This window comes from Cyanobium sp. Tous-M-B4, from assembly GCF_024345395.1.
Classification (GTDB): Bacteria; Cyanobacteriota; Cyanobacteriia; order PCC-6307; family Cyanobiaceae; genus Cyanobium_A.
In genome coordinates this window covers 470,377-485,310 of sequence record NZ_JAGQBA010000002.1, presented here as the reverse complement: position 1 = coordinate 485,310, position 14,934 = coordinate 470,377, and the positions used below count along the sequence as shown (strand labels likewise).

The 14,934-nt window shown below is 53.5% G+C and carries 13 protein-coding genes; 8 read left to right on the top strand and 5 right to left on the bottom strand.

Going from position 1 to position 14,934, the window contains the following annotated elements:
• Positions 1-10 precede the first annotated feature (10 nt).
• From KBY73_RS05715 to KBY73_RS05705, 3 genes are read left to right on the top strand one after another with little or no spacing between them, the layout of a single operon-like run.
• On the top strand, positions 11-448 hold the full coding sequence (locus KBY73_RS05715; RefSeq protein WP_254936109.1) for a molecular chaperone DnaJ: 438 nt from the start codon (positions 11-13) through the stop codon (positions 446-448).
• Between the two features lie 51 nt (positions 449-499).
• Positions 500-1,069, top strand: coding sequence for a triacylglycerol lipase (locus tag KBY73_RS05710; RefSeq protein ID WP_254936232.1), 570 nt, complete (start codon positions 500-502; stop codon positions 1,067-1,069).
• Positions 1,069-1,539, top strand: coding sequence for a hypothetical protein (locus KBY73_RS05705; protein ID WP_254936108.1), 471 nt, complete (start codon positions 1,069-1,071; stop codon positions 1,537-1,539). The genes KBY73_RS05710 and KBY73_RS05705 overlap by 1 nt, the downstream gene beginning before the upstream one ends.
• Here KBY73_RS05705 and KBY73_RS05700 read toward each other — a convergent pair whose 3' ends face one another.
• Positions 1,540-3,729 carry a beta-glucosidase gene (locus KBY73_RS05700; protein ID WP_254936107.1) on the bottom strand — a complete coding sequence of 730 codons (2,190 nt, stop codon included), beginning with the start codon at positions 3,727-3,729 and terminating at the stop codon, positions 1,540-1,542.
• 586 nt (positions 3,730-4,315) lie between these two features.
• On the opposite strand from KBY73_RS05700, the gene KBY73_RS05695 reads away from it, so the two are divergent.
• From KBY73_RS05695 to KBY73_RS05685, 3 genes are all read left to right on the top strand, one after another.
• Positions 4,316-5,173: a cupin domain-containing protein gene (locus KBY73_RS05695; RefSeq protein WP_254936106.1), complete on the top strand. Its 858-nt coding sequence runs from the start codon at positions 4,316-4,318 to the stop codon at positions 5,171-5,173.
• Between the two features lie 40 nt (positions 5,174-5,213).
• Positions 5,214-5,435, top strand: a complete 222-nt coding sequence (locus KBY73_RS05690; protein ID WP_254936105.1) for a hypothetical protein — start codon at positions 5,214-5,216, stop codon at positions 5,433-5,435.
• Positions 5,436-5,914: 479 nt separating this feature from the next.
• Positions 5,915-7,015 (top strand): glycosyltransferase family 2 protein, encoded by a 1,101-nt coding sequence (locus KBY73_RS05685; protein WP_254936104.1) that lies wholly within the window; start codon positions 5,915-5,917, stop codon positions 7,013-7,015.
• Between the two features lie 1,183 nt (positions 7,016-8,198).
• Here the strand turns inward: KBY73_RS05685 and KBY73_RS05680 are convergent.
• Positions 8,199-8,519 (bottom strand): hypothetical protein, encoded by a 321-nt coding sequence (locus KBY73_RS05680; RefSeq protein WP_254936103.1) that lies wholly within the window; start codon positions 8,517-8,519, stop codon positions 8,199-8,201.
• A 1,282-nt stretch (positions 8,520-9,801) separates the two neighbouring features.
• A complete protein-coding gene (locus tag KBY73_RS05675) occupies positions 9,802-11,298 on the bottom strand; it encodes a diguanylate cyclase (protein WP_254936102.1) in 1,497 nt (498 codons plus the stop codon).
• Positions 11,299-12,153: 855 nt separating this feature from the next.
• On the opposite strand from KBY73_RS05675, the gene KBY73_RS05670 reads away from it, so the two are divergent.
• Positions 12,154-12,588 carry an Hsp20/alpha crystallin family protein gene (locus tag KBY73_RS05670; RefSeq protein ID WP_254936101.1) on the top strand — a complete coding sequence of 145 codons (435 nt, stop codon included), beginning with the start codon at positions 12,154-12,156 and terminating at the stop codon, positions 12,586-12,588.
• A 212-nt stretch (positions 12,589-12,800) separates the two neighbouring features.
• On the opposite strand, the gene KBY73_RS05665 is transcribed toward KBY73_RS05670, so the two are convergent.
• Positions 12,801-13,055 (bottom strand): ribbon-helix-helix domain-containing protein, encoded by a 255-nt coding sequence (locus KBY73_RS05665; protein WP_254936100.1) that lies wholly within the window; start codon positions 13,053-13,055, stop codon positions 12,801-12,803.
• A 475-nt stretch (positions 13,056-13,530) separates the two neighbouring features.
• On the opposite strand from KBY73_RS05665, the gene KBY73_RS05660 reads away from it, so the two are divergent.
• A complete protein-coding gene (locus KBY73_RS05660; protein ID WP_254936099.1) occupies positions 13,531-13,800 on the top strand; it encodes a ribbon-helix-helix domain-containing protein in 270 nt (89 codons plus the stop codon).
• 24 nt (positions 13,801-13,824) lie between these two features.
• Here the strand turns inward: KBY73_RS05660 and KBY73_RS05655 are convergent, their stop codons facing one another.
• Positions 13,825-14,667, bottom strand: coding sequence for a sigma-70 family RNA polymerase sigma factor (locus KBY73_RS05655; RefSeq protein WP_254936098.1), 843 nt, complete (start codon positions 14,665-14,667; stop codon positions 13,825-13,827).
• Positions 14,668-14,934: the final 267 nt, after the last annotated feature.

Genomic DNA, 14,934 nt, shown 5'->3' with positions numbered 1-14,934 from the left:
CTAGCCGGCCATGAAGGACAGTGGATATATCGCGGCAGAGCTGATGCCCCAGACCATGCAAGCCAATTTGACCGGTCTGGTGGCGACCCGATCGCCGCGGGCCGCCGCCGCGCCGGCAGAAGAGACAAGCCAGTCCCAGCGGGGATTCGGTGGATCGGGCCAAAGCAAGGCACGACGCAAAGGAGGCAAAAAGCGCAGCCCCGCGCTGAGCAAAGCGGACTGGGGCCCTTTGGGTAAGCATCCCGATCTTGATGCGATCGTGGCGCGTCAGCGATTGCACCTGCCCCTGGCCGGGCGCATCGGCGCCGACGACGTCAACCGGGCTTGGAAGAGCGCCGCCGCCGAACACCACCCAGACCGCGGTGGCAGTCACGACACGATGCAACGGGTAAATGGGGCGCGGGATCTGCTGCTAGGCCGCAGCACCGTGGTGGAAAGGTCAGATTGAGTAAGTGAATCGGATGGTGGTCCCATCGCCGATGCAACCCCGCTGGTGCTGGTGCACGGGCTGCTCGACAGCCCCGCGGTTTTCAATGCGCTTAAGCGCTGCCTGGGGGACAAGCGCCAACCGCTGTTAATCCCCGAGCTACCGCTGCGGTTTGGCCTCACCCCCGTCCCCGAGGCGGCCGAACTACTCGGTTGTCATATCGAAGCGGCCTTCGGGCTGGAGCAACCCATTGATCTGCTGGGCTTTTCGATCGGCGGCGTAATCGCCCGCACCTGGATCCAGCTGCTGGGCGGCCAACGACGCACCAGGCGCTTCATCAGCGTGGGGAGTCCCCAGCAAGGCACCCTCACCGCCCAACCCTGGCCGGGCCGCCTGCTGGCGGGAATCGCCGACCTCAAATCGGGCAGCCCCCTGCTCACCAAGCTCAACGGCAACCTCGAAGCCCTGGCCGGGATCGACTGCTGCAGCTTTTATTCGGCCATCGACCTAGCCGTGCTGCCCGGCTGGCGGGCCGTGCTGCCTGTGGGCCGCACCCAGATGCTGCCGGTGTGGGCCCATCCCCAGCTGCTGCGCGCTCCCAAATCGGTGCACTTACTGGCCCAGGAACTGCTGCGGCCCTGATGACAAACCTTTCTCCGCTGATGACAGCCTCCTCCAGCGCCCTGGGCTGGCTGCTCTGGAGCCTGCTGGTGGGCTCCCTGGCCAACAGGCTGCCAGCCGCTTGGTTGGAGCGGGAGCACTGGTTTATGCGGCGGCCCTGGCGCGAACAGCAACAGGGCTTTGAAAAGCGGCTGGCGATCCGCCGCTGGAAGCCCTGGCTACCCGATGCCGGTCACGCCCTGCCCAATGGGATCGCCAAGGCAAGCCTGGTGAGCCGCGAGCGCCGCAAGCTGGAGCGGCTGGTGCTGGAAACTCGCCGAGCCGAGCTGGTGCATCTGGCCCTGTGGCTTTTCTGGACCATCACGCCCCTGTGGCTACCGCCGGCGGGGGTGCTGATCAACCTCGCCTTTGCTACCGCCTTCAATCTGCCCTGCCTATGGGTGCAGCGCTATAACCGCCTGCGGCTGCAGCGCCTGTTGGGCAAAGGCTGATCAGGGGCCCAAATCCTTTGCCTCGCAATTGATCTCCAGCAGCACCCCCCCATCTTCACTGTGTTGGCCAACCCGCAAGCGATGGCAGCCAGCCTCCAGCCAAAAGTGGCTCGATACTTCATCGAAATAGGCCAATTGACGCAGCGGAATCAGCAGCTGAAGCCGCCGGCAGGCGCCTGGCTGCAGCGCCGCCCTAGCGAAGCCCACCAGGCTGCGCTCAGGCCGCTCCAGCACTACCCCAGGCGGTTCGGCGTACACCTGCACCACAACCTCACTGGCCAGCAGGCCGGCATTTTGGGCAGTTACAGCCAGCCGAATTTGATTTGGCTGCAGCTCGGCCTCCGCCTGGCTGAGGCGCAGCTCTGAGTAGGAGAGCCCAAAGCCGAAGGGGAAGGCAGCCGGATTGCCGTCTCGCTGCAAGCGGCGGTAGCCGTGCCAGAGGTCGTAGCGCACTTGGGGAGCCCGGGGCTCGAAATCAGGCAGGTGGTCGGCGCTGGTGGGAATGGCGAAGGGCAGGCGGCCACTGGGCGACACCTGGCCGAACACCACGTCGGCCAAGGACTCACCGCCCCGCTCACCCGGATACCAGAGCAGCAGGATCGCCGGCACAGCACGGCGCCAGGCCTCGATCAAGATTGCCCCACCTCCCATCAACACCACCACTGTGCGGGGGTTTGCCGCCCGCACGGCCTCGATCAAGGCCACCTGCTCAGCGGGCAGCTCCAGGTTGGTGCGGTCGCCGGCGGCGAAATCGCCCCCCTGACGCGCCGAGCCGTAGCTGGTGATGGCGGCAATGGCCCGAGCCACCGGCGGCCACCAGCGCCCCAGCAGGGGATGGGGGGGCGGTATCTGGCGCAGGATCGGCGCGATGTCGCCGGGATGGATGTGCTCCCCCTCCAGGCGCCAGTCGAGGCCCAGTACCAGCAGGGCCGCGTCACAGCTGGCGGCCAGGGCAGTGGCCTCAGCCAGGCGCTCACCGCTGGCATAACGCACAGCCCCCGGTGCAGCCCCTGCCTGCAGCCCCTGCAAGGGCGTGACCACCACGCCGGGCTCTGGCCGGGTGTCGGAAGAGCCGCGATCGCCCAGGTTGGCGACAGCGGCCAGGCTGCCGATCACCGCCAGCGAGCGGGTCGGATCCAGGGGCAACAGGGGGGGGGCGGACGGGCCTGCAGCTGCAGATTCGTTTTGGAGCAGCACGATCGACTTGGTGGCAGCCTCCCGGGCCAGGGCCCGGTGCTCGGCGCAGCCGCGCAGGCTGATGGGATAGGAACCCGGGGGCACGGCGAGCTGCGCCCGCAGCTGGCGCAGCACGGCGTCATCCAAGCGCTGCTGGGGCAGCCGACCATCGGCAACGGCAGCCGCCAGGCAACCGGCAAAAATCATGCGGAAGGGCATTTCCAGGTCCTGGCCGGCCCGCACCGCGGCAACGCCATCGCGCACCCCGAAGATGAAGTCAGTGACCACGAATCCCCTGAATCCCCAGCGCAGCTTGAGGATTTCGTTGAGCAGCGCGGGGTGCTGACCGCACCACTCGCCATTCACCTGGTTGTAGGCGCTCATAACCGAGCCGGCCCCGGCCTCCACGCAGGCGCGGAAGTGGGGCAGGTAGAGCTCGTGCAGCACCCGCTCACTCACCTGCACGTCCACCAGGAAGCGGGAGCTGTCAATCGAGTTGAGGGCGAAATGCTTGACGCAGGCCACGGCGTGGCGCTGGATGCCTCGGGTCATCGCCGCCCCTAGGGCGCCGAGCAGCACCGGATCTTCGCCGTAGGTCTCCTGGGCCCGGCCCCAGCCTGGGTGGCGGAGCAGGTTGACGCACACCGCCGCAAGCCAGTTGGCCCCAAAACTGCGGGCCTCGCGGGCCATAGCCTCGCCGATCCGCTCCTCCAAATCCACGTCCCAGCAGGCACCGCGGGCAATCGGCGGCGGGAAGGTAGTCGCCCCACCCTTGAGCACCACCCCCCGCGGGCCATCAACAAACTGCAGACCGGCTAGCCCCAGGCGCGGCACCGCCCCCGCCGGCCAGGGATGGACGTGGGAAGCATCACGGCTAGCGATATCGACCATGCCTGGCCAAAAGTCGGTATCGCCCTCCAGAAGAGCCAGCTTCTCGGCAAGGCTGACCTGGGCCAGCAGCTCTTGGGCCCGGCGCTCAATCGACTGCTGGTGAGTCTCTGGTGGCGCAGGCATGGCCTTCTTCCCCAGCGGCATAAAAGCTAGGAAGCCCGGAGCGCGAGCCCCGGGCTTCTGTTGACCCAGCCGTGGTGCCTGCCCAAGGGGTGGGGCGCGGCTGGGCGCAAGTTAGTTAGCAATCAGATCGTGAGATCCGGGTGTCTTCAGTTGTACTGCGGAGCTGCTGACGCAAGCACCTGGGGCCAGGTGACTAGGGGGACGTCTCGATTAATCCGGGGCACCTAGGGCGGTGCGGTGGAGGCTTTTCAGCCAAGAGACGTCAGAGATCCGTCGAGAGTGTTGGAGCAGGGGCCGGATCGTCAGCGCGCTCCTGGCAAATGCTCAGGGGGGGTGTCTTCCATCAGTGGAGCCTCCGAATCCCGATGTCCACACGATCTCTCGGCCAAGCCAAAAGGGCAACTATCCACACCACCGCCGCAATGGCTCTTCATCCGCGGAAATCAGACTTCATGAAGGCAGCTTCACATCTGAGGCTCAATAGGGCCGAGGATTAAGACCAGCTACTTCGGCACCCTTGAAGAGACAATCCAGGCTGGGGCTGCTGGCCCTGGTGTTCTTGGCGGCTTGGGCAACTTGCACGGGCATGGGAAATGCGCGCGCCGATGACGGCCATAGCGCTGTTGCCCTGGGCGTGAAGGTAGAAACTTTAATCCGCAGCGATCGCTCCTGGAATGGGGATCTACTACCCAAGCTCAACGATATCCAAGCCGAAGTAACCGTGCTGCGCATCACGGTGCCTGCCGGGGTAACCCTGCCCCGCCATCTCCATCCGGTGATCAATGCCGGCGTGTTGCTGCAGGGAAACTTGCGAGTCGAAAGCGACGACGGCGCCAGCAAATCGCTGCAAGCGGGCCAGGCCCTAATCGAAATGGTGAACAAAGTGCACCGGGGAGTCAGCCTGGGTCCTGAGCCAGCGGTGGTCGTGGTGGTTTACGTGGCACCGAAGGGCAGCCCCATCACGGTGCCAGCGGCTTCTGCCCCCAACGGGAAGCCCCACAAGGCGGCGGACGAGATCGTCACCGTGCGGCCGCTGACAAGCAGCAGCAGCAAGCAGAAACTAAAACAGTTTGTGGGTATTTCCGGCGCCAACAGCGGTGCCCGCGGCCTGTCGATGAACAGGGTGGTGATTCCCCCTGGTGGGCAGGCAGCAGCGCATAGCCATGTGGGATCGGAATCGGCGATATTTTTGCTGGCTGGCCGCGTTAAAACCTTCTACGGGCCGTGCCTGGAGAGGTCGGTGGTCAACCAAACCGGCGACTTCATATTCATCCCAGCGGGCGTTATCCACATGCCGGTGAATCTCAGCGCCAATGAGGAGGCCATTGCAATCGTGGCCCGCAACGATGCCAACGAGCAAGAGCACGTGGAGCTGCACGCCCCTCCAGGCAAGGCCGGAAGCGCACCGGGTGCACCAACCTGTGCAGCACCAGGCCACAAATAGCCACTAAGGTCTGCAGGATGGGAGCATCAGCAGAACCGCCATGCTTTTAAACCCCTTTTATGTGTTTAGTACAACCCAGATTCTCGGATTAAAGGCCACGATCGCATTGCTGCTCACCCAGTTGATCAAGGCCAAGATCCGGATCACTGCCTTCTCAGCACTGGGGATCATTCTGCTACTGCTGCAAGCCTTGGTGTTCCTTGCCACGGGTGCAGCGCTGTTTGCCGGGCAGCAACGCCGCAGAGCTAAGCAAACCTTTTAGCTCATGCTGAAGTTCGCGCAGAGCTGCTAAATTCTGCCCACCGCGAGACACACCTAATAAATAGAATCGATCGCTGAGCAAGCTCAACGACAGAAGCCAATTAAGAGCATGGCGAATAGCAGATTTAGACGGGTGGGGCAAGGCCTCTGGTCAACAGATAAACTCCTACATACAAGAATAAAAAAATCAAAAGCAAGCCGCCAACAAATAATTTTCCATCCATCGGTAGTAGCTGATTTGGTTTCCGCCATCTTATTTTAAACAAAACCGATCGGATCCGCAGTCTGGAGAGATCTACCAACCACGAGCATTACCGGTTCATCAGGAGGAGGGCAATTAATGGTTGAGTTGGGCCTCGAGGTGGGGCGCCCAGCGACAAAGTGGTACTGGACACCCATCAACCTGATTGACACGGGACAGGTAATGGTGGTTTGTTCCAGCCCCTCTCCCTAACCTGAAAAATCTCATCAGGTCACCGGGTGTTAATTGGCTGGCTGGAGGTGTCGCTGCTAGTGCGCTGGCTGTTGGGCTGGATTCTGGCCTTGAGCCTGCCGTCCCTCCCGGCGAGCACATCGTTACAGCAGCTGACTGTATCTGTGCTGATACCTGCCCGTAACGAGGCAGCGACCCTGCCAAATCTGCTGGCGGCTCTTAGCTGCCAAATCCTCAGACCCGATGAAGTGATCGTGGTCGACGATGACTCCAGCGACGGCACCGCCGCCGTCGCCCGCCAGAGCGCTGGCACGCTTGCGATCAAGGTGATTCAGCCACCTCCTCTTCCCGAAGGGTGGTGCGGAAAGACCTGGGCTCTGCACCACGGTGTGCAGGCCAGCCGGGGGGATATTTTGGTTTTTCTCGACGCCGACACCGAGCCTGCCCCGCAGTTCCTGCAGCGGTTGCTCGCCCAACACGAGCAGCGAGGAGGGCTGCTGTCGGTACAGCCATATCACCGCACCGAGAAGCCTTACGAACAGCTCTCTCTGCTTTTCAGCCTGGTGGGGCTAATGGCGGTAAGGCTGGGGCCGAGCTGTGGGGTCGCCTTCGGTCCGGCGATGGTGAGCAGCCGGGCCGACTATCTGCGGGTCGGAGGCCATGAGGCAGTGGCTGACAAAGTGGTGGAGGATTGGTTCCTAGCCCATCGCTACGAGCAGCTGGGCCTGCCCGTGAGCGCCTGGCTCGGCAGCGATTCAATCGCTTATCGCATGTATCCGGGCGGTTTGGCCGACATGGTGGACGGCTTCGATAAGAACTTTGCAACGGCCGCCGGAGAAGTGCGCTGGCCCTGGATGCTGGCGGTGCTGCTGTGGCTGTCTGGTCTCTTCTGGGCCGCCTGGTGCCTGCCTGCCGCCTTGCTGGGCTGGCCACTGGTGGGGACCCACGCGATCGGCCCAAATGCTTTGATCTATGGAGCCTTTGCCGTGCAGTTGCTGCTGCTCAGCCGCCGGGTAGGACACTTCCATTGGATCAACCTGATCTTTCCGATCCCGGTGCTTTTCTTTCTAGGGGTGTTCATCGTCGCGATCTTCAAGCTCGAGCGAGGGCATGTTGAATGGAAGGGAAGGCGATTTAAAACCCGGTGAATATTCCGCGTCGATAGGAACAACATTGCTGCAAGTCAAATATCTAGCACTGGTCAAAGTGGGAACGAGAAGCATCTTAGGCCAGATTCTAATACTGGGCAGTCTATTGAAGATTAAACCCGCGGCATCTCTAAATCGAGGCTGAACCCGAGTTGTCAGAGGCTCCATAAGGGGGTGAAAACACTCTGGGCAAGCCTTTGGACTCTACCCATTAATTGCACCTGCTTCCAGGTCGGTGCCTTTTATATCAATGGACGCCTCACCAGCAACCTAGAGGGGGAGGCTTGATCGGCGGTGGTAGCAGTCGAGCCGCAGCAGCGGAATGCCGCCAATCGAGGCAGTGCAATAACTTAAGCCACAATAGTGGACAGAAGAAAAGAAAACTTGAATATACATACTCCTCGACACAGCTCTACAATAAAATCGAATAAGCATTCATACCAGCACAGCATCGCACTCTGCAGCCGCATACAGCATTAAACTGACATAGCAGTACAGGGATTTTTGACATACCTGTCTCGCCACAATAACTAGCCAAGCTTCCCCAAGAATCAGCCAAGTAGGGCGCAATACATCCCCCCGAAAGTGTCGACAAGGAAATCAAACAAGTTTATACAGACTGCAAAAAGTTGACGGAACGGGAAACCGGCTTCTCAATAGCTACTAAGGCTGAATTTGACACTTGAGGGACACTGAGGAAGCCATTTTGTAGCAATCGGTTAAGCCAAGCCGAGGAATACTGCCATACTTAAGTTGAACCAAAAGAAGGCAAAAAGAAGGCCATTCACACAAGGCGAAACCCAAAGAAGGACGAGAAGGTTCTTGATAAAAATGCCGCTGATGACACAAGCAGATTCAATAAATGATCGAGATCTGCGGTGAGCGCACTGCCAGCCATTACAAACTTCAAAAACTAAATCCAGGCGGCGCCTGCGACAATGAGGCTTTATACATTAGCTAAAATGGACCAATACAAGCCATTTGAACCAGGAATGAAGCTGAAGCAAACCAAGTAAAATCACAACACAAAGGCCACCGGAGAATAAACGAAATCTTACATAACAATGGACTCACAATACACTCTCACCTCGGCAGCGAGTACCCAGGCATAAACATAGCAAAATAATTGTCTCAAGTATAATTTGGGCTTGATCTACCACAAACAAAGCCTGCTCAACATTTCCTAGTCCAGGACACTAGATGCATCTATTGCCTTAAAGAGGCAGCGAGCAAGATGAGCCAACTGGTTACGCTGAAAAGGATTTTCAGCAGATTGAATCATTGTATCTACAATAACGAAAGCATCATCAAGAGAATCAGACAAACGAAGCAAAGCAAATTGGCGAGCAGAACCAGAAGAGTGACTTGTTCGAATTGACTGAATGGAGTCATCCAATGACTGCTGATCATCCAAACTCGCAGCGCAGTTATTAGCTGGCTGATCATTTATAAAAAATTGCTTGAAACAGGCAAGCTGCCGAGACTGCTGATGTGTAAGCGCCATGCACAGGTATTGCATGAGAACAACTACATTAAAAGCGAGCTATTAATGATTAGCCAATAATTCAGTAACTTTACAGCCTGATGCCGCTGATACACATCAGTCTGCAGCATGCTTACAAATAGCTTTTTCTACACCACGATCAATAATCAGATGGCAAGCCATCAAGCAAAACGAAGAGAAACACTGTAGACATGAGCGTCCACAACCAACATCAAGCAGAAACATCTAGCCCTAGTGAGCCAAAGAGCTGAAAAGCGCAGGAATGGATTTATTTAAAAAAGATCTATCCAAAAACTTAGAAACAGACAACAACAGATGGCATGATAAATCAAAATAAAAAAATGCTTCGAGCTAAGGGGAGAGAGAATTAGCGGCCATAACGAATACAAGCCAAAGAAATGGCGACGACTGCTCAACCACTGAGGCGCAAGGAGCAAAAAGAAGATATCTCTGTAGCACTAGCTGAAGTTACACTTTTGATTGATCGAAGACATGAAGCTTGTTTGGCCCTATAGCTGAATTATTCTTACCAGTTTTAAATACCGCCAAAAACACTGCTTTAACTATCTGTGGCTTAGTATCCAGTTATACTGCAACGCTCTCCGAGCACTGCTGAACCATGGCTAAGCGCCGAAGGCTGATCCGCCACTCCAGTCTGCGTTTGTGTTAAGGCCGAACACGCTCTGGATCGAGTGCCGCGAGTTATGAAGCCGCTTGCCTCTCAGCCGACAACTTGCTTTACCCGGTGGTTCAAACGACGCAGGAGCAATTTGGGGTAATAGCGGGCGGGGACCTAAAGCTCATCCAGCATCCCTGCCTCTTTGAGAGAGGCAGGCCAGCTAGGCCTCACGGCTTGAGGCCACCCCATGCTGAGACCATGGTCGGTAGCAACTCTTGATGCAACAACCTTACACCGATAGCAGTTTTAAAAGAGCACTGCGCGACAGACGACATCCAAGCTGAACAATACCTTGGACTAGCAAAAACTTCCCAATCGCAAAGCAGTGGCTTCTTCCAATCGGTCAAATTTACATTGGCGGCTGGTGAGCCAATTAAGTTAAGCCGGGTCAACGACTCTGGTACTATGAGCACTTCAAGAAAAGGGTTCCAAAGTGCATAGCAACGAAGCATTTTAAGCCAAGGGAAACCCAATATTCATATTGCCATTTTAATACAGTCAATGCGTCTGCAGCAAGTTCACAGCATATTTCACAGTGACCAGGCAGCAACAAAGAGGGGCATAGAACGACTAATGATGAATTAGACAAAAAGCAAGTCGAGATCAATGGTTAGCGAATGTTGGTGCAGCCATTACACAATTACGACCTGAACGCTTAGCATTATACAATTGTTCATCTACTCGTCTAAACCATTCAAGCGCAGATTCATTCAAATACCGCTGAGCCACTCCAAAGCTTGCAGTAACTTTGCCAGCGCCCGAGAATTGGTCATCAGCTATGCAACGGCGAAGCTTCTCTGCAAGAATACTTGCACCACGGTAATCGCCACGGGGAAGCAAGACCAAGAACTCTTCGCCACCCCAACGACCAAAGCTATCACCATCTCGCAGACAGGAAGAAATTCGCTGGGCAAATTCCATCAATACCTGATCTCCAACCAAATGACCATGGCAATCATTTATAGACTTAAAGCAATCTATATCACAAAGCACAAGTGTAAGGATATCGCCATAGCGATCTGAGTTGGCAACAGCCTCACCTATTAAAGATTCAAGATGTCGGCGGTTCCATACGCCTGTCAGGCCATCTTTTAGGGCCAAGTCACTAAGATTCTGGATAGAAAGACGAAGTTGCTCTTCATACATCCTACGTTTTGTAATATCATGGCTAACACCCAAAAGGTGCTTAATTCGACCATCTCTGTTTAAGATGGGGATGGCAACGACCTCAGCCCAGGCAGTAGATCCATCCTTACACCAATACTCCAGCTCGCCGCGATAGGTCGCCAAAGAATTACACTTACCGTTCAATCCATTAATCTTACTTAGATAATCTTGTATTCTTTGCAGAGAATCTGGTGGATGAATTTGAGCCAATCCTCTCCGTGTAAACTCAGCCGGGGCAATACCGCATAGCTTTTTAATTGAAGGACTGACAAACTTAATTTTTCCATTTACAAGCATAGTCCATGTTGCTTGAGGAATTTCCTCAGCAAGCAGAATGTGCTGCTGTTCTTCAAGCAGAAGCTCGTCTTTCAGTTGCTTCTCCTTGGTGATATCACGAGATATACCCACAAGCTCGCAACATTTACCAAACCTATCAATGGCATAGGCAGCCTTGATATCCATCCACACTGTGCTGCCATCCTTACAGTACTCTTCAATCTGAGTTTCTATCCGGACTGGGCATCCGATGACAGCTAGATTTCTAGCTCGCAAAAGATGAGTTCTTAAGGTCTTTAGCGACTCTGGCGTTAGCTGCCGATCCAGCGGCATATTCATAAGTTCTTTAGGGCTCCACCCACGAATAACACGTACAGAAGGGCTAATATAAGTAAACCTTCCTTCGAAATCCATTGTCCAAATAACATCTAGCACATGCTGTGCTAGATATTGATGGCGTAAATATATTAATCGCTGGAAGCTAGAATCCCTGAGAATTATCTTGGCACACTCACCATTATTGGATACTGGTGTGGTCGCTTCAACTTTGCAAGTAGCAGAAGTCGCAGGACGATCTGCTACAGGACTTCTTCCTTCTTCTAGCGCACCCATGCCCCCTAATGAGTGATCCCAAGCCCTTCTTACTCGGATGGCCATGGTTCATAGTTTTTGGGTGTGAGGCAGGTGCCAGTATCTATTGTCTAGTCGCTACCCAAGAAGAGTCTGCTTCCGCATAGTAATCACTGCAGATCTGCCGCAAAATGATGCCGAACGAGAAATTAATGAATAAGGCAATTAGCTCACGACAGAGATAGCAGAGATTCCCCTCAAGTACATCTGGGCCAAATAATGAGAAAATACGCCATAGTGAGCTAATCCAGCTGCGAACAGGAGGAGTCCTAAATCGGCAATGATATAAGGGAATAAATAGACAAGGACTGAAAGTGGCACATGAATATCATTGCCAGGAAGAAATTAATTGATAGACCCAGTGCATACCATGTATCCTGGAAATTTAGATTTAGCCAAACCCAACATAGTACACAGCCACGATGACTGTCCAAATCACTTGAAAGCTTACATCCTTGAATCAACTGACTCGGTCAACGCCAATACAGATAAAATATGGAGAAAATTGAAAACCTTTTACATGCTATGTTTGGCGAAGATCATAGGTTTTCCTATTCGCAGCCAATAGAGATAATTCCATAGTAATGAGCGGCCGCAAAGATCAAGCTCCCTTCAGCTACTTGCATAAACAAGGGTCTTGATTCACCATCTACTGAAAGATAGGCACCACGCGGGGGATGCAATAAATAGTTTTGGGATAATTCACTGAACAGCATTGACATCGATGGTGAAAAATTATGACTCTGCAAAACTAGGTTCTATCCATAGCATAGCCCCTACGAAGCAGCTCTACTGCACATACACCGCAGATAAGGCTATTTTCGACGGGACAGCCTAATTATTGCTTACTCTTTAGGAGTCAATCATATACGAGGTCTCAAAATGAGCCTGATCAAATGGGAACCTTTGAACGAGTTGGAAGCCATGGTAGACAAGGCATTTAACTGGCCTGTACTACGTAATGCCTCCCCATTAACGCTTGGGGAATGGGCTCCAAAAGTTGATATAAGTGAAAGCGACGGAACCTATCGCTTCCAAGCTGATGTACCTGGAATGAAGAAAGATGATATCTCAGTCGCACTTGTTGGTGATACATTGGTGATCCAGGGCCAGCGACAACATGAACAGGAGGAAAACAAACCGCATTTCCACCGTTTGGAACGAAGCTATGGGGGATTCAGCCGTAGATTCTCCCTACCAGACGATGCAGACCTTAATTCTGTTCATGCAAAATGCGCAGATGGCGAATTGATTATCAGCATCGCCAAAAAAGATGGTGCCCTCAGCCCAAACGCCACCCAAATCCAGATCGAATAACACAAAGACACAGCTCTAAATCGGTCTAGGCAGGATTTTTCTTGTCTTATTTTTACTCCCGGAACATCAAGATGTTTCGGGAGCTTGCATTGTATTATAAAGGCATGAATGCCTACCGATGATACTCTTCTATTGATCAACACCAGCTTGCTAGGCCTTGGTGCATCATTCTCCATACTGAGGCAAGCCTGCTAACAATGAGTGCCTCAGATTCAGAGCTGCTTGAACGTAGGCGTAAACTCTGTCTTTATCATTTCCGAGCTTCTTCGATTTTGACTTCTCCTGTCAACCTTATCGACCTTTTCGGCCGTGATTGACTGAAGTAAAAGAATATTTTCTAGCAAATATGCCGCCAGATTGGATACGGAGCGTCCCTCGAGGGCGCTGGTCTCAGCTAATTTATTATAGACATTTTCAGGCACCGTAATAGAAATACGCCGTGGCTTGCGAAATGCGATCTTATCCACATCGAAAAAAATGCTAGGGGTATAATATTAAAGCGTTACTTAGCGCAAAGCCATATTTCATTTAAATCGACAAATCTTAGCTTCTCTTAATGGCTTGCTGACCTTACTGGCGCGGAATGGTAGTTGGACCCCACCCTCTGCCCTTAACCTGCTCTATACGGTACTGGAGAGAACTGGCTTTGGAAGGAATCGCAACTGAGGGCGAGCTGAATTTCGCTCGCTGTTCTCCAAGCCTGAGCAAAAAGGGTCTCACTTTGGCCCATTACTGCACTGTCTTTTGCTGTGACGATTACAGCAAAGTGCTGCACTAAACATCATGGTGAAACATATGTGAATCAGCATGTATCTCGTTGGCATCACGTGTGGCCCATATAGTGCGTTCTCTCCCATGAATGCGCCTATATGATTCTATTGGCGACCCAGGGTGTACCTGAGTTGGCCATAAAAACCACGTTTCAATCAAAGGCAAAGTACAATGAATGATCAGATTCGGATTCTTCAGCGACAGCCACGTAGAATATCAATTACCCTGAGTTACCATGTCCACGAAGCTTTAATAAGAAGGTCAGACGAGGAAGGGCGTTCAGTTTCCAACCTTTGTGCCTTCCTGCTTGAGGATTCATTGAAGGATCAAAGAGAATTTGCGAGCATCCTCAGCAAAGACCATGTAGTTGATGGTCTATCACTCAACAAGCTGATGTTTGACGGAGAAACCGCTCCTAATCGTTTTCATCGGCGATCGTAACACCCAATTCTATACTGCCAAGCATCACTTCGGGTTTACAGCTGGTTCGATTACTGCTCTTAGTTTCTTAAGAGCACGCCGTTCCACTCCCTGTATGCGATGCTTGGTCTTCCCCATCGATTTTGAGATATCAAGAAGAGAGATTCGCTTTTCACCAAAAAAACGGTGCATCAAAACCTCTAATTCTTCATGTGAAAGCTGGATAAGATATTGGTGTATCCATTGATAGTCGTCGTTAATCTCATTTTCGTTGGGCCCAGGGATCAGATCTTTTAGGCTCAGCTCTCCGGTCTCACCTCCACTGAAACATTGATCTAATGAAACCATCTTATTATAGAAGTTTAGCAGCCTGACTCTTGCAACTATTTTATCTTGCAGGGTGTCCGGCTTTACCAGTCCTTCAGCATCTTGGCAGCAGCTTTTTATTTCTTTTTGGCGTGTTGCTTTTGATGCCTGCATCGTCAAAGAATGTGGAACACGAATTGCATGGCCATGGTCTTGCATAAACCTACTTACGGCTTGCTTTATCCACCAATAGCCATAAGTTGAAAATCGATATCCCCTGGCTGGATCATATTTTTCTACAGCTCTTATGAGCCCGAGGTTTCCCGCCTGAATAAGATCCATCATATCGGTTGCATTGCCCTGAATGCGACGCTTATATTGCTTTACAATGCTGACGACTAGTCTTAGATTTCCATTCACCATGCGCTCGAATGCTCGACGTCCACCTTGCTGTTTTGCTCTTGGCAAGTTGTTATCATCTCGCCATTGTCTAATCATTCTGCCTAGCTCCAGCTCTTCTTCCTCCCTCAGCAGCGGAATACGACCTATGGCTTTGAGGTAATCACCGAGACAATCCGACATAAGGTTCAGCGAGTCAACTTAGGTAATGCTCCACCATGCGCCCCCGCTCCAGGTCCAAAACAGCATATTTGATGATCTAATACTGCATGCTGCAGCATTAGATCGCCCTGTTGCCTGGAAGATTATTTATAAGTGTCTATCAACTCCCTAGTCTATCCCTATTGATGGCGCATCTCTAAGGAAGCATGACTTTGATGAACCCGTATTCTCAGTGACCGGGCTCTGTTAAGCATTGCTCCGCAAGCACCATTCAACTAATACATTAAA

Coding starts and splice junctions, on each gene's coding strand:
- KBY73_RS05670 (WP_254936101.1), top strand. CDS start 12,154: ATGAGCCTGATCAAATGGGAACCTTTGAACGAGTTGGAAGCCATGGTA.
- KBY73_RS05655 (WP_254936098.1), bottom strand. CDS start 14,667: ATGTCGGATTGTCTCGGTGATTACCTCAAAGCCATAGGTCGTATTCCG.
- KBY73_RS05675 (WP_254936102.1), bottom strand. CDS start 11,298: ATGGCCATCCGAGTAAGAAGGGCTTGGGATCACTCATTAGGGGGCATG.
- KBY73_RS05695 (WP_254936106.1), top strand. CDS start 4,316: ATGGGAAATGCGCGCGCCGATGACGGCCATAGCGCTGTTGCCCTGGGC.
- KBY73_RS05715 (WP_254936109.1), top strand. CDS start 11: ATGAAGGACAGTGGATATATCGCGGCAGAGCTGATGCCCCAGACCATG.
- KBY73_RS05700 (WP_254936107.1), bottom strand. CDS start 3,729: ATGCCTGCGCCACCAGAGACTCACCAGCAGTCGATTGAGCGCCGGGCC.
- KBY73_RS05705 (WP_254936108.1), top strand. CDS start 1,069: ATGACAAACCTTTCTCCGCTGATGACAGCCTCCTCCAGCGCCCTGGGC.
- KBY73_RS05660 (WP_254936099.1), top strand. CDS start 13,531: ATGAATGATCAGATTCGGATTCTTCAGCGACAGCCACGTAGAATATCA.
- KBY73_RS05680 (WP_254936103.1), bottom strand. CDS start 8,519: ATGGCGCTTACACATCAGCAGTCTCGGCAGCTTGCCTGTTTCAAGCAA.
- KBY73_RS05690 (WP_254936105.1), top strand. CDS start 5,214: ATGCTTTTAAACCCCTTTTATGTGTTTAGTACAACCCAGATTCTCGGA.